At 43.9% G+C, this 21,415-nt stretch carries 26 protein-coding genes; 17 read left to right on the top strand and 9 right to left on the bottom strand.

Features of this window, described 5'->3' with window-relative positions:
• Positions 1–58: 58 nt before the first annotated feature.
• Positions 59–955 carry a LysR family transcriptional regulator gene (locus tag AB2J24_RS01295; protein WP_162652673.1) on the top strand — a complete coding sequence of 299 codons (897 nt, stop codon included), beginning with the start codon at positions 59–61 and terminating at the stop codon, positions 953–955.
• 378 nt (positions 956–1,333) lie between these two features.
• Here the strand turns inward: AB2J24_RS01295 and AB2J24_RS01290 are convergent, their stop codons facing one another.
• Together AB2J24_RS01290 and AB2J24_RS01285 are read right to left on the bottom strand one after the other, a co-directional pair.
• Positions 1,334–2,536: a pyridoxal phosphate-dependent aminotransferase gene (locus tag AB2J24_RS01290; RefSeq protein ID WP_162652674.1), complete on the bottom strand. Its 1,203-nt coding sequence runs from the start codon at positions 2,534–2,536 to the stop codon at positions 1,334–1,336.
• A 359-nt stretch (positions 2,537–2,895) separates the two neighbouring features.
• Positions 2,896–3,072: a hypothetical protein gene (locus AB2J24_RS01285; protein ID WP_367384149.1), complete on the bottom strand. Its 177-nt coding sequence runs from the start codon at positions 3,070–3,072 to the stop codon at positions 2,896–2,898.
• 232 nt (positions 3,073–3,304) lie between these two features.
• Between AB2J24_RS01285 and AB2J24_RS01280 the strand changes: the two genes are divergently transcribed.
• Together AB2J24_RS01280 and AB2J24_RS01275 are read left to right on the top strand one after the other, a co-directional pair.
• On the top strand, positions 3,305–4,192 hold the full coding sequence (locus AB2J24_RS01280) for a DMT family transporter (RefSeq protein WP_367384148.1): 888 nt from the start codon (positions 3,305–3,307) through the stop codon (positions 4,190–4,192).
• A gap of 90 nt (positions 4,193–4,282) precedes the next feature.
• Positions 4,283–4,735: a BA14K family protein gene (locus tag AB2J24_RS01275; protein WP_367384147.1), complete on the top strand. Its 453-nt coding sequence runs from the start codon at positions 4,283–4,285 to the stop codon at positions 4,733–4,735.
• Between the two features lie 6 nt (positions 4,736–4,741).
• Here the strand turns inward: AB2J24_RS01275 and AB2J24_RS01270 are convergent, their stop codons facing one another.
• On the bottom strand, positions 4,742–5,389 hold the full coding sequence (locus AB2J24_RS01270) for an MBL fold metallo-hydrolase (RefSeq protein WP_367384146.1): 648 nt from the start codon (positions 5,387–5,389) through the stop codon (positions 4,742–4,744).
• A gap of 119 nt (positions 5,390–5,508) precedes the next feature.
• Here AB2J24_RS01270 and AB2J24_RS01265 point away from each other — a divergent pair, with 119 nt between their 5' ends.
• Positions 5,509–5,787: a hypothetical protein gene (locus AB2J24_RS01265; RefSeq protein WP_162652679.1), complete on the top strand. Its 279-nt coding sequence runs from the start codon at positions 5,509–5,511 to the stop codon at positions 5,785–5,787.
• Positions 5,788–5,836: 49 nt separating this feature from the next.
• Here AB2J24_RS01265 and AB2J24_RS01260 read toward each other — a convergent pair whose 3' ends face one another.
• The gene (locus AB2J24_RS01260; RefSeq protein ID WP_367384145.1) at positions 5,837–6,712 is read right to left on the bottom strand and encodes a branched-chain amino acid aminotransferase; all 876 of its coding nucleotides are present in this window, start codon (positions 6,710–6,712) and stop codon (positions 5,837–5,839) included.
• Positions 6,713–6,905: 193 nt separating this feature from the next.
• Between AB2J24_RS01260 and AB2J24_RS01255 the strand changes: the two genes are divergently transcribed.
• From AB2J24_RS01255 to AB2J24_RS01245, 3 genes are all read left to right on the top strand, one after another.
• Positions 6,906–7,334, top strand: coding sequence for a MarR family winged helix-turn-helix transcriptional regulator (locus AB2J24_RS01255; RefSeq protein WP_162653628.1), 429 nt, complete (start codon positions 6,906–6,908; stop codon positions 7,332–7,334).
• Positions 7,335–8,057, top strand: coding sequence for a response regulator (locus AB2J24_RS01250; protein ID WP_420883601.1), 723 nt, complete (start codon positions 7,335–7,337; stop codon positions 8,055–8,057). It abuts the gene before it with no gap.
• Between the two features lie 69 nt (positions 8,058–8,126).
• Positions 8,127–9,509, top strand: coding sequence for an ATP-binding protein (locus AB2J24_RS01245; RefSeq protein WP_367384144.1), 1,383 nt, complete (start codon positions 8,127–8,129; stop codon positions 9,507–9,509).
• A gap of 4 nt (positions 9,510–9,513) precedes the next feature.
• On the opposite strand, the gene AB2J24_RS01240 is transcribed toward AB2J24_RS01245, so the two are convergent.
• The 4 genes from AB2J24_RS01240 to AB2J24_RS01225 form a co-directional block, all read right to left on the bottom strand.
• The gene (locus AB2J24_RS01240; RefSeq protein ID WP_162652683.1) at positions 9,514–9,855 is read right to left on the bottom strand and encodes a tRNA-binding protein; all 342 of its coding nucleotides are present in this window, start codon (positions 9,853–9,855) and stop codon (positions 9,514–9,516) included.
• Positions 9,852–10,667 (bottom strand): pyrroline-5-carboxylate reductase, encoded by an 816-nt coding sequence (gene proC, locus AB2J24_RS01235; protein ID WP_367384143.1) that lies wholly within the window; start codon positions 10,665–10,667, stop codon positions 9,852–9,854. Before proC ends, AB2J24_RS01240 begins: the two co-directional genes overlap by 4 nt.
• Complete coding sequence (locus AB2J24_RS01230; RefSeq protein ID WP_162652685.1) at positions 10,667–11,167, bottom strand: YbjN domain-containing protein; 501 nt, start codon at positions 11,165–11,167, stop codon at positions 10,667–10,669. Before AB2J24_RS01230 ends, proC begins: the two co-directional genes overlap by 1 nt.
• A gap of 337 nt (positions 11,168–11,504) precedes the next feature.
• Positions 11,505–11,801, bottom strand: coding sequence for an accessory factor UbiK family protein (locus tag AB2J24_RS01225; protein WP_162652686.1), 297 nt, complete (start codon positions 11,799–11,801; stop codon positions 11,505–11,507).
• Between the two features lie 212 nt (positions 11,802–12,013).
• Between AB2J24_RS01225 and lgt the strand changes: the two genes are divergently transcribed.
• From lgt to bluB, 10 genes are all read left to right on the top strand, one after another.
• Positions 12,014–12,859, top strand: a complete 846-nt coding sequence (gene lgt / locus AB2J24_RS01220; protein ID WP_367384142.1) for a prolipoprotein diacylglyceryl transferase — start codon at positions 12,014–12,016, stop codon at positions 12,857–12,859.
• An 11-nt stretch (positions 12,860–12,870) separates the two neighbouring features.
• On the top strand, positions 12,871–14,001 hold the full coding sequence (locus AB2J24_RS01215; RefSeq protein ID WP_367384141.1) for a class I SAM-dependent methyltransferase: 1,131 nt from the start codon (positions 12,871–12,873) through the stop codon (positions 13,999–14,001).
• A 24-nt stretch (positions 14,002–14,025) separates the two neighbouring features.
• Positions 14,026–14,802, top strand: a complete 777-nt coding sequence (gene pgeF, locus AB2J24_RS01210) for a peptidoglycan editing factor PgeF (RefSeq protein ID WP_162652689.1) — start codon at positions 14,026–14,028, stop codon at positions 14,800–14,802.
• 230 nt (positions 14,803–15,032) lie between these two features.
• Positions 15,033–15,965 carry a ribose-phosphate pyrophosphokinase gene (locus AB2J24_RS01205; RefSeq protein ID WP_162652690.1) on the top strand — a complete coding sequence of 311 codons (933 nt, stop codon included), beginning with the start codon at positions 15,033–15,035 and terminating at the stop codon, positions 15,963–15,965.
• A 20-nt stretch (positions 15,966–15,985) separates the two neighbouring features.
• Positions 15,986–16,609 carry a DUF922 domain-containing protein gene (locus tag AB2J24_RS01200; RefSeq protein WP_367384140.1) on the top strand — a complete coding sequence of 208 codons (624 nt, stop codon included), beginning with the start codon at positions 15,986–15,988 and terminating at the stop codon, positions 16,607–16,609.
• A gap of 177 nt (positions 16,610–16,786) precedes the next feature.
• On the top strand, positions 16,787–17,431 hold the full coding sequence (locus AB2J24_RS01195) for a 50S ribosomal protein L25/general stress protein Ctc (RefSeq protein ID WP_367384139.1): 645 nt from the start codon (positions 16,787–16,789) through the stop codon (positions 17,429–17,431).
• A 21-nt stretch (positions 17,432–17,452) separates the two neighbouring features.
• The gene (gene pth / locus AB2J24_RS01190; protein WP_367384138.1) at positions 17,453–18,169 is read left to right on the top strand and encodes an aminoacyl-tRNA hydrolase; all 717 of its coding nucleotides are present in this window, start codon (positions 17,453–17,455) and stop codon (positions 18,167–18,169) included.
• Positions 18,170–18,333: 164 nt separating this feature from the next.
• The gene (locus AB2J24_RS01185) at positions 18,334–18,849 is read left to right on the top strand and encodes a fasciclin domain-containing protein (protein ID WP_367384137.1); all 516 of its coding nucleotides are present in this window, start codon (positions 18,334–18,336) and stop codon (positions 18,847–18,849) included.
• 157 nt (positions 18,850–19,006) lie between these two features.
• Positions 19,007–20,110 carry a redox-regulated ATPase YchF gene (ychF, locus tag AB2J24_RS01180; protein WP_367384136.1) on the top strand — a complete coding sequence of 368 codons (1,104 nt, stop codon included), beginning with the start codon at positions 19,007–19,009 and terminating at the stop codon, positions 20,108–20,110.
• A 21-nt stretch (positions 20,111–20,131) separates the two neighbouring features.
• Complete coding sequence (gene bluB / locus AB2J24_RS01175) at positions 20,132–20,755, top strand: 5,6-dimethylbenzimidazole synthase (protein WP_367384135.1); 624 nt, start codon at positions 20,132–20,134, stop codon at positions 20,753–20,755.
• Positions 20,756–20,786: 31 nt separating this feature from the next.
• Here the strand turns inward: bluB and AB2J24_RS01170 are convergent, their stop codons facing one another.
• Positions 20,787–21,329: an adenine phosphoribosyltransferase gene (locus AB2J24_RS01170; RefSeq protein WP_367384134.1), complete on the bottom strand. Its 543-nt coding sequence runs from the start codon at positions 21,327–21,329 to the stop codon at positions 20,787–20,789.
• Positions 21,330–21,415 lie beyond the last annotated feature (86 nt).

Here is a 21,415-nt window from a genome sequence, read left to right as displayed (position 1 = left end):
CCTTGTTTATGCTAGCAGAAGATATTGAATTCGTCGGAATCGGGAGGAGCTAACGGACATGTCGTTAGATTGGGATAAATTGCGGATTTTTCATGCCGCAGCAGAAGCTGGTTCATTTACCCATGCCGCAGATAAACTTCATTTATCTCAATCCGCAATTAGTCGTCAGGTGAGCGCCCTCGAATATGAGGTAGGTTCTAAACTTTTTCATAGGCATGCCCGTGGATTGATTCTGACCGAACAAGGAGAGTTATTATTTCGAACTGCCGATGATGTGCTGCATCAACTTGAAACAGCACGGATGCGCCTTAAAGAAACCAACGACAGACCAAGCGGCAGTCTGCGTGTCACTACAACAGTGGGTTTAGGACAAGGCTGGCTAACAGGGAACATTCATGAATTCCTATCTGTTTATGAAGATATCCAACTGCAATTATTGCTCGATAATGATGAGATAAATGTAGGCATGCGCAAGGCTGACTGCGCCATTAGACTTCGCCAGCCTCAAGAATCCGACCTTATCCAGCGCAAACTCTTTACCGTGCATTTTCACATCTACGCCTCTCCTCATTACCTCAATAAATATGGCGAGTTAAAATCACTGGAAGATTTAGACAACCATAGAATTATTACGTTTGGTGAACCCGCACCACATTACTTGCTTGAAATGAATTGGCTGGAATCAATTGGGCGCAGCGCTGATAATCCGAGAATTCCCCAACTTCAAATCAATAGCCTGCCAGCTGTCCGCAGAGCCTGCATGCATGGGATAGGATTATCTCTTTTACCCGACTATATGGTTAGCAAATCAGATGGTTTGGTACAGCTTCAAATCAATGCCGATATTCCATCCTTTGATACCTATTTTTGCTATGCAGAAGAGATGAAAAATGTAGCAAAACTCCAAGTCTTCCGTGATTTTCTGGTTGCCAAGGCAAGAAAATGGGAATTCTAAGCATGGTTTTGTGGAAAAAAATCGTACACAAGGTGATATAAATCACTCAAAAGATTAGATTTTATGCAAGTTACTGCACAGTTATGCGTCAGATGCATGACAGATATGCAATTCTACTTGTTGATATTTTGTTAAGAAAGCCTCATATCACAGTCAGCGAATGCATAAAGATGGTTTCCTCCCAATCCATCGCATGAGCTGTTCCCTCCGAAGGTTCAAACCTTCAATTTTATAAGCCGTGGCGCATGCTACGGCTTTTTTTTGCCTAGAGATAAGGCGTCAGCTTCTTTAAACGGCGATCAATGGCATTAATTTAGGCAACAAAAACGCGCAACACATTGAATGCGCCGCGCGTTATTTGAAATTTAGATATTGCTACTAAGTCAAAGAACCGCAAAAACGTTGAATACGTTTACAGGCTTCTTCCAGCAGTTCATCTGATGTTGCATATGAAATTCTAAAGTTTGGACCAAGGCCGAATGCAGAACCATGAACAACGGCTACACCTTCAGCTTCCAACAATTCAGTCACAAAATCTTCGTCAGTTTCAATAATCTTTCCACTTGGTGTTTTCTTGCCAATCAATTCCGCGCATGAAGGATAAACATAAAATGCACCCTCAGGGCTCGGACAATTAATTCCATTTGCTTGATTAAGCATCGATACAACAAGATCTCGGCGACCTTTGAAGATAGCTTTATTCTTCTCAATGAAATCCTGAGGGCCATTTAATGCTTCAACAGCAGCCCATTGCGCGATAGAACACGCACCTGATGTCTGTTGACCCTGGATCATATCCATCGCTTTCACCAACTCAAGCGGACCACCTGCATAACCGATGCGCCAGCCCGTCATAGCATAGGCTTTTGATACACCGTTCATGGTCAGTGTTCGTTCATATAGCGAAGGCTCAACTTGCGCAGGCGTTACAAATTCGAAATCATCATAAACAAGATGTTCATACATATCATCCGTCAGGATCCAGACCTGCGGATGACGAACAAGAACATCCGTCAACGCCTTCAACTCATCATGTGAATAAGCACCACCTGATGGGTTACTTGGTGAGTTAAAAATCAGCCACTTAGTTTTAGGTGTAATCGCCGCTTCCAGCGCATCAGCTGTTAACTTAAATTGATTTTCTATTTTTGTTTCAATGGGAACGGGTGTACCACCACAAATCGCCACCATTTCAGGATAGCTAACCCAATAGGGTGCAGGAATAACAACCTCATCGCCCTCATTTAAAGTCGCCATAAATGCGTTAAACAATATCTGCTTACCGCCCGTGCCAACGATAACTTGATTAGGCTCATAGTTGAGACCATTTTCTCGCTTGAATTTCTCGGAAATCGCCTTGCGAAGTTCAGGTATACCGGAGACTGGCGTATATTTCGTCTCGCCTCGGTCGATTGCATCTTTAGCCGCATTCTTAATATTTTCAGGCGTATCGAAATCAGGTTCACCAGCGCCAAGACCGATAACATCGCGTCCAGCAGCTTTTAGTTCGCGTGCTTTTTGCGCCACAGCTATGGTCGCAGAAGGTTTTACTCTAGAGAGGGCATCAGCAAGAAAGGCCATTTTTAGCTCCATATTAAAGTTACGAAGGAGGTATGTCGCACCGTGAAAATTCATGCAAGTTCAAAATCCAATTTGCCGTGAAAATTATTGGAAAATGGCCATTGATTATCCCACGCCACGAAAAGACCACCAAACAACACGCAAAAACCACATTTACGTCGAATTGCTGTCTTTGTTTTGCAAGAAAAGGAAGGTGAAATAAGGAATGGAATAATGGATCAGTTTGTTAAATCTAGTCGCCGGACACAACCTAAACATCAAGCTCGAAAAACAATCGCTTTATCGGCATTTTTTCTTATCGCCATGGCTCTCCTTATGAGCATTGGGAAAACAGATTATCAGGGCGTGAACGAGATTAGTTACCCTAATAATTTTGCACAGGCATCATCAGACATTGGTTTGAGCTGATCTGGACGATTAATCCCTACGACACAAATCGCTTTGCCAGATTTGGCAAACCAACCAGCAAACCAAAGCCATAATATTGGTAAGAGCTGGCAAAACTGACCGATAATATTGGGTTCAAAATGAGTCATTTAAGCTCACTTCTCCTGTCCTTGCCCCTATAATCCAGTTCATCACTTTACATTATTTATCGAATATTCTCTGGTAGCCAATTGCTTCTTGCATTTTGGTTTAGTAGAGCAAGGACTAGTTTATGCGTCAAACTTTGCAAGTGAAGCATCTACCTAGAAAAAATTAAAGAGAAGAATATTTCGACTGGATTATTCTTGCGAACTAACATCTCATTTTTGGAAAGCCTTCTCAATGACACGTCGTAATGCAAACCTCCTTCTCTTGCTTGCAGGTGCCGTATGGGGCATGGGCTTTATTGCGCAATCCACCGCAATGGATGATATCGGACCATACACATTCGTTGGTGCGCGATTTGTAATTGCAAGTATCGTATTACTTCCGCTCGCAATTTATGAAAGTAAACGCGCGACACGAAAACTTCCTGTAATAGCCTACCTGCAATTCATTGTAATCGGTGCAGTGCTTTTTGCAGCTATGGCATTGCAACAGGTTGGACTTTTAACCACCACTGTTACCAATTCAGGGGTTCTGACCGGTCTTTATGTGGTTATTGTTCCAATTCTAGCATTACTCATCTTTAGAGAGATTCCCCACTATATTATATGGCCCAGTGTTGTTTTAACATTCTCCGGTATTTTCCTGCTCTCCGGAGGGCATTTATCCGCACTCACAAAAGGAGATATACTCACAATCATGTGCGCTGTTGGAAATGCATTGCAGGTAATATTGATTACAAGATACGTAATCAAATATGCCCGTCCACTGACCTTCAGCTTTATGCAATTTGCAACAATTGCCATACTGGGAAGCATCTCTGGGCTTGGGTTTGAAACCACCGAAATGACATCCCTGCTCCCAGCTTTGCCCGAAATTCTCTATGCAGGGATTTTTTCAAGTGCCCTGGCCTTTACAATTCAGGCAGTTGCGCAGAGATATACAACCGCCCCTCAAACAGCCATATTCATGTCATCAGAGGTCTTGTTTGCAGCATTATTTGGCGCGATACTTCTTGGTGAACGCATTCCGGCAATCGGATATTTAGGTGGGCTGTTGATTTTCACAGCCATGATATTAACGGAAACTATTCCACACATAAAACGCAAAGTATTGACCAGCTAAATTCGTTCATCTTTCATTCAGGTTGGATTTTGTAATGTGACACCATGTTTAAAAATAAGATGCAGCAATGCATTAACTAAGGTGTCAATCATGAAGAAACTTATCAATTCATTTGTTATCGCAGCCAGTATTGCAGCCATCAGCGTTACATCGGTTTCAACTGCACAAGCACACGATATATATGTGCAACATCATCATCATAAACATGTTCAAAGAAATAATAATTCTGATGATGCCATTGTTTGGGGTATTCTTGGGCTTGCTGCCGGCGCCATTATTGCAGGCTCTGTGAACAACCAGCAGTCACATCGCCGTGTAGTTACGCCTCAGCGCCATTATCCTGGTGCAAATCATTATCCTCAGGCCCCGCGCCATTCTTATAGACAAAAGCGTAGGTATCAACATAGCCGACACACAGGAGGATATGAGCCTTGGACAAAAGGATGGTACAATTATTGCGACAATAGATATCGCTCATTTAACCCACGTACAGGTACTTTCCGCGGTTATGATGGTCGTGATCACTTCTGTGTGGCAAGATAAACTGAATTACAGACCGGTTAGGAATGGATTACTCTTCCGTTCCTGACCAATTTGACCGCCAGGTCCATGGCCACATATAAAACCAACGCCATCGCCAAGAGGAAACAATTTTTCCTTTATTGATTTTAAAAGTTGCTCATGATTTCCACCAGGCAGATCTGTCCTGCCAATGGATCCAGCAAATAATACATCACCAACATGCGCAAATTGCTGCGCTCTATTAAAGAAAATCACATGCCCAGGCGCATGGCCAGGGCAATGATAAACTTCAAACTCATGCCCTGCAAAAGAAACTCTATCACCTTCATTGAGCCATTGGTTCCGCGTTACATTTCTAACAGCCATGTCGACGCCAAACATTTTAGCTTGCTCTTCTAATCCTGATAACAAAGGTACATCATCTTTATGTGGCCCAATAATCTCTACATCGAGAATATCTTTGAGCTCCTCCGCTCCCCCAGCATGATCGATGTGACCATGTGTTAACCAGATCTCGGTTATAGACAGTCCTTTGTTTTCAATAGCTTCGATAATGGCCGACACATCTCCACCAGGGTCAATCACAACGCCTTTCTTCTGATCTTCATCAAATAAGATAGTACAATTCTGCTGAAAAGGAGTAACGGGAACAATGATGGCTTGGAGACTTGTCATGATTTCTTTCAATCTTACGAGATGGATGCTTCATTGCCTGAAGCAAATACGTCTTTGCCTTACTTACTATTCATGTACAATATGAACAAGCAATAGGGATTAATACATAGGGGAAAAATATGGAATCATTATTACCTATCATTATACAATTTGTAACAGGTGTAATCGCCGGAAATTCGGTAAGCTCGATCCTAAAACAAACTGCACTTGGCCCTATTGGTCGAACTTTAGCAGGAGCAATCGGCGGTGTTGGCGGCACGTTTATTCTCGGCTTGCTTGGAGGCGGAGATCTTACAAGTGCTATGGGTGCTTTGGCGGGCAGTGCCGTCAGCGGTGCAGCAGGTGGCGCGATTATGTCCGGTGGTCTAGGCGCGATACTTGGAATGCTCAAAAAATAAAAAAGGCAGCTAATGCCGCCTTTTCGATTGAATAGCAATCTTCCACTACTTAGCTAGGTGTGACTTCTTTCGTGTAGTCTTCCATCAAAGTTTTGATGATGTCACCAACAACAAATTTATAAGGCCCAATCTCAGATACTGGTGTCACTTCCGCAGCGGTTCCTGTTAGGAAACAACCTTCGAATCCCTCCATTTCTTCTGGAAGAATGGCGCGTTCGGTAACCTTGATGCCACGCTTTTTTGCCAAATCAATAATCGTTTGGCGTGTAATACCGTTTAAGAAACAATCAGGATCAGGTGTTATGATCTCTCCATCTTTGATGAAGAAGACATTTGCACCTGTTGCTTCCGCAACACGTCCACGCCAATCAAGCATCAATGCATCAGTATAACCTTCCGATTCTGCCTTATGTTTTGACAATGTGCAGATCATATAAAGGCCCGCAGCTTTCGCAAAACTTGGTATCGTTCTCGGGTCAGGACGACAATATTCGGCCATTCCGAGACGCAAACCCTTTAATCGTTCTTCCGGGTCAAAATAACTCGGCCATGCCCAAACAGCGATCGCCAAATTAATTTTGTTAGATTGGGCTGAAATACCCATCATTTCAGAGCCACGCCATGCAATTGGGCGGATATATGCATCAGTTAAACCCTGGCGTTTCAATGTCGCAATGCAAGCCTCATCGATCTCGTCAGCCGTGTAAGGGATTTCAAAACCAAGATACTCAGCTGATTTAATCAAACGGTCCGTATGTTGGCGAAGTTTAAAAATCTCACCACCATATGCGCGCTCACCTTCAAAGACGGAACTCGCATAGTGAAGACCATGTGTCAGCACATGCACTTTCGCATCCCGCCAATCAACAAATTCACCATTATACCAAATTTCGCCATCAAGTTGATCAAACGATTTGGAAGCCATGACATTCTCTCCGGCACGTAGCCATAATATAAATCCGATCCAAATTGGACCGGATAATTTCATTTCCTAAGACATATTCTGAGATTTAGCACAAAAAACAGTCTCAATTGCTGAGTTGAGATTAACAATCATGCAAAATTGTGTCAATAAGGCTGACATATTTAAACGCATCCGGAGTCCGCTGATGTCTGATATGCCCGATCAGGACCTTAAAATAGATTATGAAGTAATTGAAGGTTTGTTTTTTGCCTATCAAAGTTTTGTCTCTGATCCTGATATACTTCTAAAACAATTCAAATTTGGCCGTGCTCATCATAGGGTCATCCATTTTGTACATCGCAAACCCGGACTAACCGTTGCCGAACTGCTTGAAATTCTGCAAATAACCAAGCAAAGCCTCGCTAAAGTTTTAAAGCAGTTGATCGAAACGGGTTATATCAGCCAAGAAACCAATTCTGATGATCGCAGGCAACGGCACCTGTATGTAACACAAAATGGACAAAAACTTGCTCTAACCCTCTCGCAGCAACAATCAAAACGAATCTCACTTGCTTTGAAAGATATGAAACCAGAAGATAGACAGGCAGTCCTGAAATTTCTGAACGGCATGATCGATAAGTAAATGGGAGTTACCGAGGTGGCGACAATGGATGCAGAGCTCATAGAAGACAGCGCAAAACATATTCTGGTAGTGGATGATGACACAAGAATTCGCGACCTACTACGCCGTTATCTCAGCACGAGTGGCTTTCGTGTAACAACGGCCTCAGATGCCGAACAAGCGCGTGGCAAGTTACGCGGAATGGATTTTGATCTTCTTGTCGTGGACATCATGATGCCCGGAGAAAGTGGATTATCTCTTACTAAATCTCTCAACCATATCAAAGATGTACCCATCTTAATGCTCACAGCACTTTCAGAAGTTGAATCAAGAATTGAAGGACTTGAGGCAGGCGCAGACGATTATTTGGGCAAGCCATTTGATCCAAAAGAGCTCGTCTTACGCATCAACTCGATACTGAAAAGACAGACATCTACAAATGAACCGGCAATTCAACAAATCATGTTTGGTCCATATACATTTGTTATTGAAACACGTGAGTTGAAAAAGGAAGGTGATCCTATACACCTTACAGATCGCGAAAAAGAATTGATGACAATATTCTCCAAAAAACCAGGAGAAACCGTCGAGAGAACAGATCTTTCCGGCGACGGGGAGACAATTGGCGATAGGACAATTGATGTTCAAATCAATCGTCTTAGACGGCGAATTGAAACCAATCCTGCAGAACCGGTCTGGTTACAAACAGTGCGCGGCGTGGGTTATCGATTGTGCGTTGAATAGAATAGCCTGTTTTCCTCACGCCAAAGTCAGGTTATAGCTATCTTGGTCTATAATTTTGGCGAGAGATAAATGGCAAGTGTTGAGTCCATAAGGCGTGAATATGAAAGATATCCCCCAACAGGTATCCGAAAATATACCCGCTGGTTCCGTAAACGCGTACCAACAGGCCTTTACGCCAGATCACTGCTCATCATCATTGTTCCTATGGTTCTGCTTCAATCGGTGATAGCTTTTGTTTTTATGGAACGCCACTGGCAAACCGTAACCCAACGTCTCTCGACTGCTGTTACACGTGATATTGCTGGCATTGTAGATATTCTGGAAACCTACCCACAAGATGAAGGTTATGAGAGCATCATTCGGATCGCGCGTGATCGCCTGGATCTAAATATATCCATTGAAACAGGAGGTACCCTTCCTCCACCACGTCCAAAACCTTTTTTCTCCATTCTCGACGAGATTTTAAGTGAAGAAATAACCAAGCAAGTCCAACTTCCCTTTTGGATAGATACGGTTGGAAATTCAAATCTAGTGGAGATCAGAGTTCAACTCGACGGGAAAGTGCTTCAAATTTTTGCACGGCGCAGTCAGGCCTATGCGTCAAATACGCATATCTTCTTATTATGGATGGTCGGTACATCGCTGGTGATGTTATTGATATCCATTCTGTTCCTGCGGGGGCAAATACGCCCCATCTTAAGGCTTGCCGATGCAGCGGAAAGATTTGGTAAAGGCCAACCAACGCCCGAAGGTTTTAAACCACGAGGTGCGGACGAGGTTCGGCGCGCGGGCCTTGCATTCATTCGTATGCGCGAGCGTATCGAACGCCAGATCGAACAAAGAACAGCAATGCTTTCAGGTGTCAGCCATGACTTGCGAACTATTCTAACAAGATTTCGCCTCCAACTCGCACTATTGGGTGATGATCCCGAGGTTAAGAACCTAGATCAAGACGTCAATGATATGCAGTCTATGCTTGAGGGTTATCTTGCTTTTGCCAAAGGTGAGGCTGAAGAGGATGTTGGCGAAATTGATCTAAATGAATTACTCGAAAAACTAAAACACGATGGCCAACTATTAAGCAGAGATGTGAAAATTAATCTCTCTGGAGTTAAGAAGGCGGAAATGCGACCCAACGCATTTGGTCGTGTAATCAACAACCTCTTCTCAAATGCCTGTCGTTACGGAAAACATATCGAAGTTTCAATTCACTGTGATGACAATTGGCTAGTCGCCACGTTTGATGATGATGGTCCCGGTATTCCGGAGGAAGCGCGTGAAGATGTATTCCGCCCCTTTTTCAGGTTAGATGAGGCACGAAACCAGGATGAGCAAGGCACTGGTCTTGGTCTATCGATTGCGCGAGACATTGCACGGGGACATGGCGGTGATATATTATTAGCAAACAGCCAATTAGGCGGCTTAAAAGCAACACTACGATTGCCTGTCTAGCTGACTATAATAACCGCTCGCCATTTGGAACAGGTTTATCCGTATTGGCTAGCACAATGGCACCGCTATCATCGGCAAAACCAAGTGTCAGTACTTCTGACATGAAGGGCCCAATCTGACGTGGCGGAAAGTTCACCACACCCAACACCTGCCGACCAACAAGTTGCTCTGGACTATAATGAACGGTGATTTGTGCAGATGTTTTCTTTATGCCGATTTCATCGCCAAAATCGATTTTCATCTTGATGGCAGGTTTGCGCGCTTCGGGAAATGGCGTGGCTTCAATCACCGTCCCGATACGAATATCTACTTTTTCAAAATCAGACCATGAAATTTCGTTACTCATTGTTTAGCAAGTTCCTCAGATCTTAATTTCGCAGCTGCAATCGCAGCATCAAACAACTTCTGCATACCTTCATCTGCCATCAATACAGATAATGCGGCTGCCGTTGTTCCGCCAGGTGAGGTCACATTTTCGCGCAAAACATTTGCGGCATCTTCTGATTGACGCATCAACTCACCAGCGCCAGACACGGTCTCACGCGCCAATCGCATTGCAATTTCACGATCCAAACCAGCCTTACAACCAGCTTCTGCCATACATTCTGCGAGCAAAAAGACGTATGCAGGACCGCTACCTGATACTGCCGTCACCGCATCAATTTGCTCTTCATTGTCTAGCCAGGCAACCGGGCCACAAACTTCAAGTAACTTTGTAATTTCTTCACGTGAATTCGTAGAAACACCATCTTCCGCTGCAATTCCCGTGATGCCGCGCCCAACCATTGCCGGTGTATTTGGCATTGCCCTGACGATTTTTCCGGATGGCAGAAATGATTTCATTTTGGAAATAGTCGTACCTGCGGCAATACTTACGATCAACGTATCATCATCCACACCGGAAACAAAGTTTGGAAGCACATTCTCCATCATCTGGGGTTTTATAGCGACCATCAAAATAGAAGCGATCATATCGTCAGGCATTGCAGCACCGTGTCGGATAGAATGCTTATCGAGATATTGCTGAAGCTCTGACGACAATCCTGGGTCGGACACATAGATAGTGGCAGGATCTATATCGCTCTTAATCCATCCTCGCAAAATAGCGCCACCCATATTACCTGCGCCAACAAGAACAAGTGGTCTATCTGGCAACATTAGGCTTGCCCTTGCGTCTCAAACATCACGAGATCCAAAGCTTGTCTCGGCGCCATCCCAGACCACACAACGAACTGAAATGCTTGAAAATAAGATTCACACGCTTCCACAGCACCCGAAAGCAAAACTTCAACTTGCTGGTTCGTAGGTTCGGCACCACCCGAAAGTAGAAGCGACTGACGAAAAATTACAACGCCATCTTTTGCCCAAATATCAAAGTGGCCCATTAGAATTTGCCCATTGATTAGAGATAGCAACTTTAGCAACTCATCTGAACGATGTTCGGGGACATTAAAGTCAAATGCGCAAGCCAAATGAACAGCTTCCAGGTCTTCCATCCAAGAGAATGAAACCTGATAATTCGCCCAGTCACCTTCGACAATCATGGCTATTTCATCATCGCCTGAACGTTCAAACGACCAATCATTATTGGCAGCTACAAATTCGATCATGTCGACCGGATTTGAATGACGTTCGATATCTATTTCGACCAGCTCCATGCCAATGCCCCGTACTTTCTAAAGCCCTTCAAAACCTGCAAGGACTATAAATTCAACTAATTCTCATCATGTTCATTTGAATTCTGAACCAGTAAACATTTGTGAAGCTTACCGAACAGCATTCCGAATCATCCATATGAATCAGTGTATAAGAGCGGATTCACGATGCCATCCCCTTACATTGATTTTTCTGGTGATAGAATTTTTGAGGGTTGTGAATTAGATTCCACAAGGGCTGATAACCGACTCTGGAATAAGGGTTTTTTGCCGGTATGATTCCACTCACAGTCTGTGGAAAAAAATTATGTATAAATTAGAAATGATATCTGCTTGACGATTAGTCAGCAGTTTTAGATGCCTTAGCAGAAGATCGTGTTGTTGTTTTTTTGGCCAGTTGCTTTTCCAAAATCTCAATACGCGAGTTCAAAGCATCATTTTCATCTCGAGCTTTAATTGCCATTTCGCGAACAACTTCAAACTCTTCGCGTTTGACTAGATCAGCACTGTTAATAAAACGTTCGAACTGACTTTGAAAAGCAGTTTCCATTTCTCGCCGAACGCCTTGTGCGGCACCAGCAGCATCCGTCATAAGTTTAGCAAACTCATCAAATACTCGATTAGGACCTTGTGTCATGTTCAATACCTCACAGATGATTGGATCTAACTTACCATTAACTCATGTAAATTAAGTAGGCTTTAGCCTGCTTTTTTTCAAGTCCCACCCAATGGACAAATAGGCGCAAGCAATACAGTCTTCACCTTCACCGCGCCACAATGTATAGACATTATCCAAGCACGCAGATAATGCGGCATTTTATTACAACAACCATCCCAAGGTAACTTAATTTGGACCAGTACTTGCAGCTATTTTCGATCCTTACATTCCCGGATATAGATCCGATCATTTTTTCCATCGGCCCATTTGATGTACGTTGGTATGGGCTTGCTTATGTTTGCGGAATTTTGCTTGGCTGGATCTATGCAAAGGCACTGGCGTCCAAAGCTGACCTATGGCCAAACAATAAAGCACCGATGACAATTATAGATTTGGATGATTTTATTCTGTGGGCAGCCATAGGCATCGTCGCGGGCGGCCGCATCGGCTACATTTTATTCTATGATCTATCGGCTGTCATGCAATCACCTACCAGAGCCTTTCAGGTCTGGAATGGCGGGATGTCTTTTCATGGCGGGTTACTGGGAACACTGGCAGCTATGATTTTGTTCGCAAAGTTGCGAAAAATAAACATGTGGCACCTGTTTGATGTCGTATGTGCGGCAGCACCGATAGGAATTTTCTTCGGGCGTATATCAAATTTTATCAATGGTGAATTATGGGGCAGATTGTCTGGCGCACCTTGGGCATTTGTATTTCCTGATGGTGGTCCCTTCGCACGCCACCCCTCCCAACTTTATGAAGCGATTTTAGAAGGCATCATATTGTTTGTGGTATTGGCCATACTAGCATGGAATATGAAAATGCTCCGCAAACCTGGATTTATTGCTGGGACATTTTTAGCCCTTTATGCTTGCTCCCGCATATTTGTAGAATTTTTCAGAGAACCCGATGCGCATATCGGTTTTTTACTGGGCCAATGGCTGACCATGGGAATGCTTCTTTCGCTGCCATTACTTGCAGTTGGTATGTGGAGTATGATAACTGCCAGCAAACGTGCAAAATTTATTGAATAACGGGAAACTGAATGCCTGCACCTTTGGAAAAGAAAATTCGAGATCTAATTACCCAAACAGGCCCTATCAGCGTTGCTGATTATTTCGCAATATGTTTGGCAGACCCTGAATTCGGTTATTATATGACCAAAGATCCTTTTGGCGTTGCAGGCGACTTCACAACAGCCCCTGAAATCAGTCAATTATTTGGCGAAATGATTGGCGTATATCTCGTTCAATCTTGGCAAACTCAAGCGCCAGTGGGTCCTATTCGAATTATTGAAATTGGGCCTGGTCGTGGCACACTGATGGCCGATGCTCTTCGAGTTATCGCAAAGCTTGCGCCTTCTTTGCTGGAACAGGCAACTGTTCATATGGTAGAAACAAGCCCTAAACTGCGTAAAATCCAGAAAGAAACCTTAGCTAATTATGAAGATAAGCTTTCATGGCACAACTCATTTGAAGACGTACCAGGTGGATTCTTTCTGCTCTTAGCGAATGAATTGTTCGATGCTATTCCGTTAAGGCAATTTATCAAAACGGATGTAGGCTTTAGAGAACGAACAGTCACGGTTAATGCGTCAGATGAGTTGGCCTTTTCTGTAGGCGTTGCAGGAATTGATAGTGACCTTTTGCCGTCCAATCACAAAGACCAACCTGCGGGTACGGTGTTCGAAATAGCCCCTGCCCGTGTAAATGTTATGACCGCCATCGCAACCCGCCTTGTAAAAGAAGGTGGCAGTGCTTTGGTCATAGATTACGGTTATTTGGCAACAGGGTTTGGAGATACGCTACAAGCAATCCACAAACATGAATTCGACCCACCTCTTGCGAACCCGGGTCAGGCCGACCTTACAAGCCATGTCGACTTTGAAATGCTTATGCGCACAGCTCATGCCGCAGGCGCCCATATTCATGGCGTGATGTATCAAGGTGATTTTCTTGTAGGTCTGGGATTGCTCCAGCGAGCAGGAATGCTTGGTCAGGATAAAGATCATGAAACACAGCAGGAAATACGGAGCGCCGTTGAGCGGCTTGTTGGTGAAGGTAGCGGCAACATGGGCGAATTGTTCAAAGTCTTGGCAATGAGCGGGCAAGAGGTAAAGCTCGCACCATTTGTTGCTCAAATGGATGATCCGGAATCAGCGAATAATCTTAACTAGAATTCTTGATAGAAAAGCAAATCAATGAGCCAGAGTTCGCCTCAATTTATTACCAGCAAACTTATTACAGAACAGGGTATCAAGCACGGTTTTTTTACCCGCAGAGGCGGTCATTCAGACGGAATATTCAGTTCCTTAAACGCTGGCCTAGGATCTGGAGATGATCGGGATTGCGTTGAGCAAAACCGCAAAGATATCTGTTCGACGTTAGATATCAATATTCAAAACCTTGCAACATTGCACCAGATTCACTCAAATCGTGTTCACACAGCAAACAGCGGAATATCTTCAGATCGTCCGCAAGCAGATGGCATAGTTAGTAACACAAGCGGAGTTGCCATTGGTGTTGTAACCGCTGATTGTGGGCCTGTTTTATTTTCTGATCACAAAAACGCAGTTATTGGTGCCGCCCACGCCGGTTGGCGTGGCGCACTTGATGGCGTTCTTGAAAATACAATCATAGAGATGGAAAAACTTGGAGCCGAGCGCAGCTCTATTACAGCCTGTCTTGGCCCTACAATTTCACAACAAAATTATGAAGTCGGACCGGAATTTTACTCCCGCTTCATTGAAAAGAACAAACAGTTGTCTGTATATTTCAAACAAGCAGATAAACCAGGTCATTTTTTATACGACCTACACGCCTTTATTGTGAACTGTTTGGAGCAATCAAACGTACATGCTGAAGATCTAGGTATCTGCACTTATGAAGAAGACGAAAACTATTTTTCATATCGCCGGACCACGCATAGAAACGAAAAAGACTATGGGCGACAGCTATCTTTGATAAAACTTGATTAGATTTTGATACTAAACGCTGGCTAATCGATTTAAATATCAGTTGATTACGCCTTACTCGCATTCTTTTGTAAAAAACTTATCGAATCTGCAATTAGGTTCTTGAAATCGTCACAAAGGCCGTTACAAGCACCCTATCAGTTGTCGGCGTCCGTCGCTTCCATCTGATAAACCGCAGCAAACGATAATGTTTGCTGTCAAACCCAATTTTTCTGGCGATATGGGTACATAAGATGAAGATTTTTGCAGGCAATTCCAACCAGCAACTTGCAGAAGACATCTGCAGCTACTTAAACCTTCATCTGGGTAAGTCCAGTGTTCGGCGATTCGCTGATGAAGAGATTTTCGTAGAAATTCAAGAAAACGTTCGCGGCGAAGATATTTTTGTTGTCCAATCAACATCCTACCCAGCAAATGACAATTTGATGGAACTCCTGATAATGATCGACGCATTCCGTCGGTCATCTGCTCGACGCATCACAGCAGTAATACCATATTTTGGCTATGCGCGACAGGATAGAAAAGTTGGTTCTCGTGCTCCAATTTCTGCAAAATTAGTTGCAAACCTTATAACGGAAGCTGGGGCGGACCGCGTTTTAACCATGGATCTCCATGCTGGTCAAATTCAAGGTTTCTTCGACATTCCGACAGATAACCTTTTCTCAATTCCAGTTTTCTCTCGTGATATCAAAGAGCGCTATGAGAAAGGCAGTCTTATGATTGTCTCACCCGATGTTGGCGGTGTTGTGCGGGCTCGTGCTCTGGCCAAACGCCATGATGCACTTCTTGCCATTGTTGATAAACGTCGTGATCGTCCTGGCGAGTCAGAAGTCATGAACATTATCGGCGATGTTAGTGGTAAGGACTGTCTATTGACGGATGATATTGTGGATTCTGGCGGTACATTATGCAACGCTGCAGAAGCTCTTCTAGAAAACGGAGCTAAATCCGTTACAGCTTATATCACACACGGCGTATTATCTGGCGGCGCGATTGCTCGGATTAAAGCATCCAAGCTAAAAGAACTGGTGATCACAGATTCTATTCAAGCAACACCCGAAGTACATAGCGCAAACAATATTCGTGTTATTGAAACATCATCACTTATCGGCGAAGCCATTAACAGAACAGCATCCGAGAAATCGGTTTCCAGTCTGTTTGACTAGCCCGGTTTGTTCGATTAGCAATGAATATATTTCAGCAACATAGTAGAAAACTGTTGCTGGCATTTCTTTTAATGCTGCTAACTCTGGGTTTGTTACAGCAGACTAGTTATGCGAAAACCTCTTTCTCCAAGTCATATAAATATTATGAAATTGGCGGAACAACCATTGAAGACTTTTGGAGAAATGTCGCCTTATATGGACCCAGAGCAAATCGGAAATTTGGAGTTGTTGGCCTTACAACATTCAAACTGGACATACCGTATCGATATTCTAACAAAAACGGCAAGTGTCAGCTCACATCAGTCGAGATAAAACTTAGAAGCACAATTAGCCTTCCAAAGTGGGTGGATAAGTCTCGATCTGACAAAGATATGCGGATTTTCTGGAAAGCTTTATCTGGCGATGTCAAACGCCACGAAGAAAAGCACGTGTCGATAGCGGAGAGCTCATTTAAAGCGTTAGAAATGGCAATTTTAAATATTAAGCCTCAACGCAATTGTAAGGCACTGAAAAAGAAGATTAATGCTCTATCAAAGCAAAGCGAAAGAGCACGAAATCGAGCACAGAATAATTTCGAACGAGATGAAATTCGTGGACAGAAGAAACGGTTAAGTGGGCTAATCGAATTATTACGGTCCAACTAGGCATTAAATAGGCTCTAAACAGCACATAGACTTGCAACAATCATCACAATGGTTTAATAGCGCGCTATCCATGTAGACACCCTTGGAGGCACCATGGATTCAGGCGTCAAATACCTGATGTTGAAATATTCGTTTAACGAGCATTTCTTCAACTCCATTTTATGCAAAGGACATGCTATGAGCAATTCAGAAAATCTCAAAGCTGTTGCGCGCGAACGGGTTGGTAAGGGGTCCGCCCGGGCACTTCGTCGTAATGGTCAAATTCCAGCAAGTATCTATGGTGATAAACAGTCCCCTGTTTCTATCGCTATCGAAAGAAAAGAAGCAACCAAGCGTATTCACTCAGGTGGCTTTATGACAAACCTTATCACAATTGACGTTGATGGCGACAAAATCACTGTTCTGCCAAAAGACTATCAATTGGACCCTGTGCGCGACTTCGTCATGCATGTGGACTTCCTTCGTGTTTCTAAAAACACACAAGTTGTCGTGGAAGTTCCTGTTCAGTTTGAAAACGAAGACACATGCGTCGGTATTAAACGCGGCGGCGTATTGAACGTTGTTCGTCACACTGTTGAAGTGAATTGCCCTGCAAACTCAATTCCTGAGGCCTTTACTGCTGATCTGGCTGAATTGGACATGGGTGATGGTATCCATATTTCCAACATCACACTTCCTGAAGGTGTGACGCCAACGATTACTGATCGTGACTTTACAATTGCAACAATCGCCTCACCGGGCGGCAAGCAAGATGAAGCTGATGATGCGGCTGAAGCAGAAGCTGCAGCAGACGCAGCACCTAGCGAAGAAGCTGAAGAATAGTACTATTGAGGTTTAGGACCCATGTTGCTCATTGTAGGACTTGGAAACCCTGGACCAAAGTATGAAAAAAACCGACATAATGTCGGGTTTATGGCGGTCGATAGAATTATCGATCGCCATAATTTTACAAAAAGCCAAAAAAAATTCAAAGCAAATGTATTTGAAGGCAAACTAGCTGGCGAAAAAACACTTATCCTAAAACCCGACACTTTTATGAACCTGTCTGGCGAATCCGTCGGCGAGGCTATGCGGTTTTATAAGCTTGGCCCTGAAGATATCTTTGTCATCCACGACGAACTAGATTTGGCAGCTGGAAAAGTACGCATCAAACAAGGCGGCAGCCCGGGTGGCCACAATGGACTAAAATCCATTGATGCACATTGTGGTAAAGAATATTACAGATTTCGTCTTGGTATCGGTCATCCGGGAAATAAGGCCCGTGTCAATTCTCATGTATTGGGCGATTTCGCAAAATCCGACGCTGACTGGCTTTTGCCGCTACTGACTGCGTTGGCCGAAAATGCTGAATTAATTGCCAAACGTGACAATGCCGGATTGATGAATAAAATTTCACTGGCCATTAAACCGCAACAAAAGCAAATACCTGAACCTAAGAAAGATCAGAGTAAAAAAGCAAAATCTCATATCCACCAGGCACAACCGAAGACAAAGAAACCTGAACCAAGTGGCCCGATGGCCGAAATGCTTAAAAAATTGCTTGGTAAAGAAGAAGACTGAATTTCTAACTTTTTAGTGACTTAAGTTACTACGCCTACTGCAAGCGAACTTGCACATCTACAGATATTATTTCCTGAATATGCATTTTTTTATTTTATTTTGAAACTAATAGCGTCTTAGTCTCGTTATCTCCCACATAGCTAAACTTAATTGTGGAGATACAAATGAAATTATTGATAAAAAAAACTCTTGCAGCCTCTCTTATCGCCTTATCAGCAACTGCCGCAAACGCTGCGTCTATTGTCGATATAGCAGCAAATGACGATCGTTTCACAACACTCGTTGCTGCTGTTAAAGCCGCAGGCCTTGCAGAGACGCTCGCAGGCAAAGGTCATTTCACGGTCTTCGCTCCCGTAAATGCCGCGTTTGATGCACTGCCAGCAGGCACCGTAGCAACATTGCTTAAACCAGAGAACAAGGGAAAATTGACAGACATTCTTCTCTATCATGTAGATGATCGAAAATTAACATCAGGTATGCTTCCGCACGCATCAATTTACATTAAACCAATTTTAGCAAGCAATCGGCTTTGCATAACCAAGGACAAATCAGGCGTTACAATCGGTGACAGCACCGGAGATCTAGCAAACGTCGTTATTGCTGACATCAAAGCTGATAATGGCGTCATCCATGTAGTTGATAAAGTTCTTCTACCCGGCAGCCGTCCTTCTTGTCACTAATCGATAGAACCAGCGGTGGGGGTAAAGCACCCCTACCTCCTGGAGAATAGGTTTTCTGACTTTTGATTATCTGGTTTTTGCCCAAATTAACTTGACCCAACAGATAGATTACCGCATACGCATTTGAATAAGTTTCCTTCTACAGAAAGTGCATCAAATGGGTTTTAAATGCGGAATTGTCGGTCTACCAAATGTGGGCAAATCTACACTCTTCAATGCTTTAACCCGCACGGCAGCAGCGCAAGCTGCCAATTACCCGTTTTGCACGATTGAACCAAACACTGGTGAAGTACCTGTTCCTGATAAACGCCTTGATCAACTGGCAAACATTGCTGGTTCGAAAGAAATCATACCCACTCGCATTTCATTTGTTGATATTGCAGGCCTCGTCAGAGGCGCCTCCAAAGGCGAAGGACTTGGTAATCAGTTCTTGGCAAACATCCGAGAAGTCGACGCAATCGTCCATGTACTACGCTGTTTTGAAGATGAGGACATCACGCATGTCGAAGGCAAAATCGATCCGGTAGCCGATGCAGAGACAATCGAAACAGAATTAATGTTGTCTGATCTTGAAAGCCTTGAACGCCGTACAGAACAAATGCGCAAACGAGCGTCGAGTAAAGATAAAGAAGCCCTAACACTATTGCCTGTCATGGATCAGGCCCTTGCGCTACTTAATGATGGCAAGCCCGTCCGGCATATGCTTGACGGTATTGATGCTGAAGATCATCGCATCCTAATGGGTCTTAATCTTTTGACATCAAAACCAGTACTATATGTTTGCAATGTTGCTGAAAGCGATGCTGGTACTGGAAATGACTACTCAAATGCTGTGAAGGCAATGGCGGAAACACAAGGTGCGCATAGTGTAGTTATCTCTGCCGCCATTGAGGCCGAAGTTGCCCAGTTGGAAGATGAGGAAGCAGCTATGTTCCTTGAGGAACTTGGGCTTGATGAAGCTGGTCTCGATCGCCTGATACGTTCAGGCTATGACTTGCTTAACTTGATAACGTTCTTCACCGTCGGACCGAAAGAAGCGCGTGCGTGGACGGTCAAGCAGGGTACGAAAGCACCTGCATCCGCTGGCGTTATCCATACAGACTTTGAGCGAGGCTTCATCCGTGCGCAAACAATTGCCTTTGATGATTATATTTCTCTCGGTGGAGAAGTGCCTGCAAAAGAAGCAGGTAAAGCGCGTGATGAAGGCAAAGAATATGTCACACAGGATGGCGATGTGATGTTATTTAAATTCAACACATAGAAACACGTAAGTTACAGCGACATGAAGTTCAACCAAGATGATACAGAGGCTCTATTGCAGTTATTATCTTGGCGTCGGGATGTAAGGCACTTTGAACAGACTCCCCTGACGGCACAGCAGATTGCAAAATTGTTGGACGCTATTGATCTGGCACCTTCTGTTGGAAACAGTCGGCCATGGAAGTTCGTTAGAGTTCAAAGTGATACATTACGTGACAGAATTTACCAAAATTTCTTGAAGTCAAACTCTGACGCTGCAGGTGCATACTCTGGCGAAGATGCCGAAAAATATGACAAACTGAAGCTTGCAGGACTAAAGGAAGCACCGCTTCAATTAGCTGTTTTCACTGATACCGAGCCAAGCGCAGGTAAAGGCCTTGGACGCCAAACCATGCCGGAAACACTAACTTACTCCACAGTTATTGCTATCCATAATCTTTGGTTAGTAGCACGCACCATGAATATTGGCGTCGGATGGGTATCAATTCTTGAGCAAAGTAAGCTCAACAAAATACTTGATGTACCGGAAGAATGGCAGTTCACAGCCTATCTATGTATCGGGCATCCTTCTTTTAACTCAAAGACGCCAGAATTACATGAAAAGGACTGGCAACTAAACGCCAAGACAGAGTGGATCGAGCGATAAAGAGCTTTTGTACCACATAGTGGCCTAGGGTTTACTCGCCGTCAAACTCCACCAGTGTACGTACTTCGACACCAAGCTCTTCAATCTTTTTTCGCCCACCCAAATCGGGTAAATCAATGACAAAGCAGGCTGCTACGATTTCGGCACCTTGGTCCTGTAGAAGTTTGATTGCAGCCTCTGCGGTGCCGCCTGTTGCCAACAAGTCATCTACGAGAATAATCTTTTCACCCTTTTGAACAGCATCAGCGTGTATCTCTAGCTCTGCTTCTCCATATTCAAGATTGTACGTGATGGAGTATGTCTCAAATGGCAGTTTACCTTTCTTGCGTAGTGCAAGAAATCCCGCAGACAACTGATGAGCCATCGCCCCACCAAAAATAAATCCTCGGGCATCAATACCAGCAACTTGCGAAATCCCCATTCCCACATAGGGATGCACCAACTCGTCAACCGCGCGGCGGTAGGCTTTGGGGTCTGAAAGTAATGTCGTAATGTCACGAAACATAATTCCCTCATGAGGATAATCAGGAATTGTGCGAATCGAAGCTTTTAGTTGGCGTTGTAGATCGTTCATGAAAGTTCCCAGCTCATTTTATTACCAGCGACAAACAAAAACGCCGACTAGATCCAAAAATCAAGTCGGCGTTTCAAAATTACATA

It is taken from the genome of Lentilitoribacter sp. EG35 (assembly GCF_040784015.1).
Lineage (GTDB): Bacteria > Pseudomonadota > Alphaproteobacteria > Rhizobiales > Rhizobiaceae > Lentilitoribacter.
This window is presented reverse-complemented; position numbering and strand designations above follow the sequence as displayed.

Bases quoted from the DNA above. Each gene is read 5' to 3' on its own strand.
- AB2J24_RS01295 (WP_162652673.1), top strand. From the start codon at position 59: ATGTCGTTAGATTGGGATAAATTGCGGATTTTTCATGCCGCAGCAGAA.
- AB2J24_RS01290 (WP_162652674.1), bottom strand. From the start codon at position 2,536: ATGGCCTTTCTTGCTGATGCCCTCTCTAGAGTAAAACCTTCTGCGACC.
- AB2J24_RS01285 (WP_367384149.1), bottom strand. From the start codon at position 3,072: ATGACTCATTTTGAACCCAATATTATCGGTCAGTTTTGCCAGCTCTTA.
- AB2J24_RS01280 (WP_367384148.1), top strand. From the start codon at position 3,305: ATGACACGTCGTAATGCAAACCTCCTTCTCTTGCTTGCAGGTGCCGTA.
- AB2J24_RS01275 (WP_367384147.1), top strand. From the start codon at position 4,283: ATGAAGAAACTTATCAATTCATTTGTTATCGCAGCCAGTATTGCAGCC.
- AB2J24_RS01270 (WP_367384146.1), bottom strand. From the start codon at position 5,389: ATGACAAGTCTCCAAGCCATCATTGTTCCCGTTACTCCTTTTCAGCAG.
- AB2J24_RS01265 (WP_162652679.1), top strand. From the start codon at position 5,509: ATGGAATCATTATTACCTATCATTATACAATTTGTAACAGGTGTAATC.
- AB2J24_RS01260 (WP_367384145.1), bottom strand. From the start codon at position 6,712: ATGGCTTCCAAATCGTTTGATCAACTTGATGGCGAAATTTGGTATAAT.
- AB2J24_RS01255 (WP_162653628.1), top strand. From the start codon at position 6,906: ATGCCCGATCAGGACCTTAAAATAGATTATGAAGTAATTGAAGGTTTG.
- AB2J24_RS01250 (WP_420883601.1), top strand. From the start codon at position 7,335: ATGGGAGTTACCGAGGTGGCGACAATGGATGCAGAGCTCATAGAAGAC.
- AB2J24_RS01245 (WP_367384144.1), top strand. From the start codon at position 8,127: ATGGCAAGTGTTGAGTCCATAAGGCGTGAATATGAAAGATATCCCCCA.
- AB2J24_RS01240 (WP_162652683.1), bottom strand. From the start codon at position 9,855: ATGAGTAACGAAATTTCATGGTCTGATTTTGAAAAAGTAGATATTCGT.
- proC (WP_367384143.1), bottom strand. From the start codon at position 10,667: ATGTTGCCAGATAGACCACTTGTTCTTGTTGGCGCAGGTAATATGGGT.
- AB2J24_RS01230 (WP_162652685.1), bottom strand. From the start codon at position 11,167: ATGGAGCTGGTCGAAATAGATATCGAACGTCATTCAAATCCGGTCGAC.
- AB2J24_RS01225 (WP_162652686.1), bottom strand. From the start codon at position 11,801: ATGACACAAGGTCCTAATCGAGTATTTGATGAGTTTGCTAAACTTATG.
- AB2J24_RS01215 (WP_367384141.1), top strand. From the start codon at position 12,871: ATGCCTGCACCTTTGGAAAAGAAAATTCGAGATCTAATTACCCAAACA.
- pgeF (WP_162652689.1), top strand. From the start codon at position 14,026: ATGAGCCAGAGTTCGCCTCAATTTATTACCAGCAAACTTATTACAGAA.
- AB2J24_RS01205 (WP_162652690.1), top strand. From the start codon at position 15,033: ATGAAGATTTTTGCAGGCAATTCCAACCAGCAACTTGCAGAAGACATC.
- AB2J24_RS01200 (WP_367384140.1), top strand. From the start codon at position 15,986: ATGAATATATTTCAGCAACATAGTAGAAAACTGTTGCTGGCATTTCTT.
- AB2J24_RS01195 (WP_367384139.1), top strand. From the start codon at position 16,787: ATGAGCAATTCAGAAAATCTCAAAGCTGTTGCGCGCGAACGGGTTGGT.
- pth (WP_367384138.1), top strand. From the start codon at position 17,453: ATGTTGCTCATTGTAGGACTTGGAAACCCTGGACCAAAGTATGAAAAA.
- AB2J24_RS01185 (WP_367384137.1), top strand. From the start codon at position 18,334: ATGAAATTATTGATAAAAAAAACTCTTGCAGCCTCTCTTATCGCCTTA.
- ychF (WP_367384136.1), top strand. From the start codon at position 19,007: ATGGGTTTTAAATGCGGAATTGTCGGTCTACCAAATGTGGGCAAATCT.
- bluB (WP_367384135.1), top strand. From the start codon at position 20,132: ATGAAGTTCAACCAAGATGATACAGAGGCTCTATTGCAGTTATTATCT.
- AB2J24_RS01170 (WP_367384134.1), bottom strand. From the start codon at position 21,329: ATGAACGATCTACAACGCCAACTAAAAGCTTCGATTCGCACAATTCCT.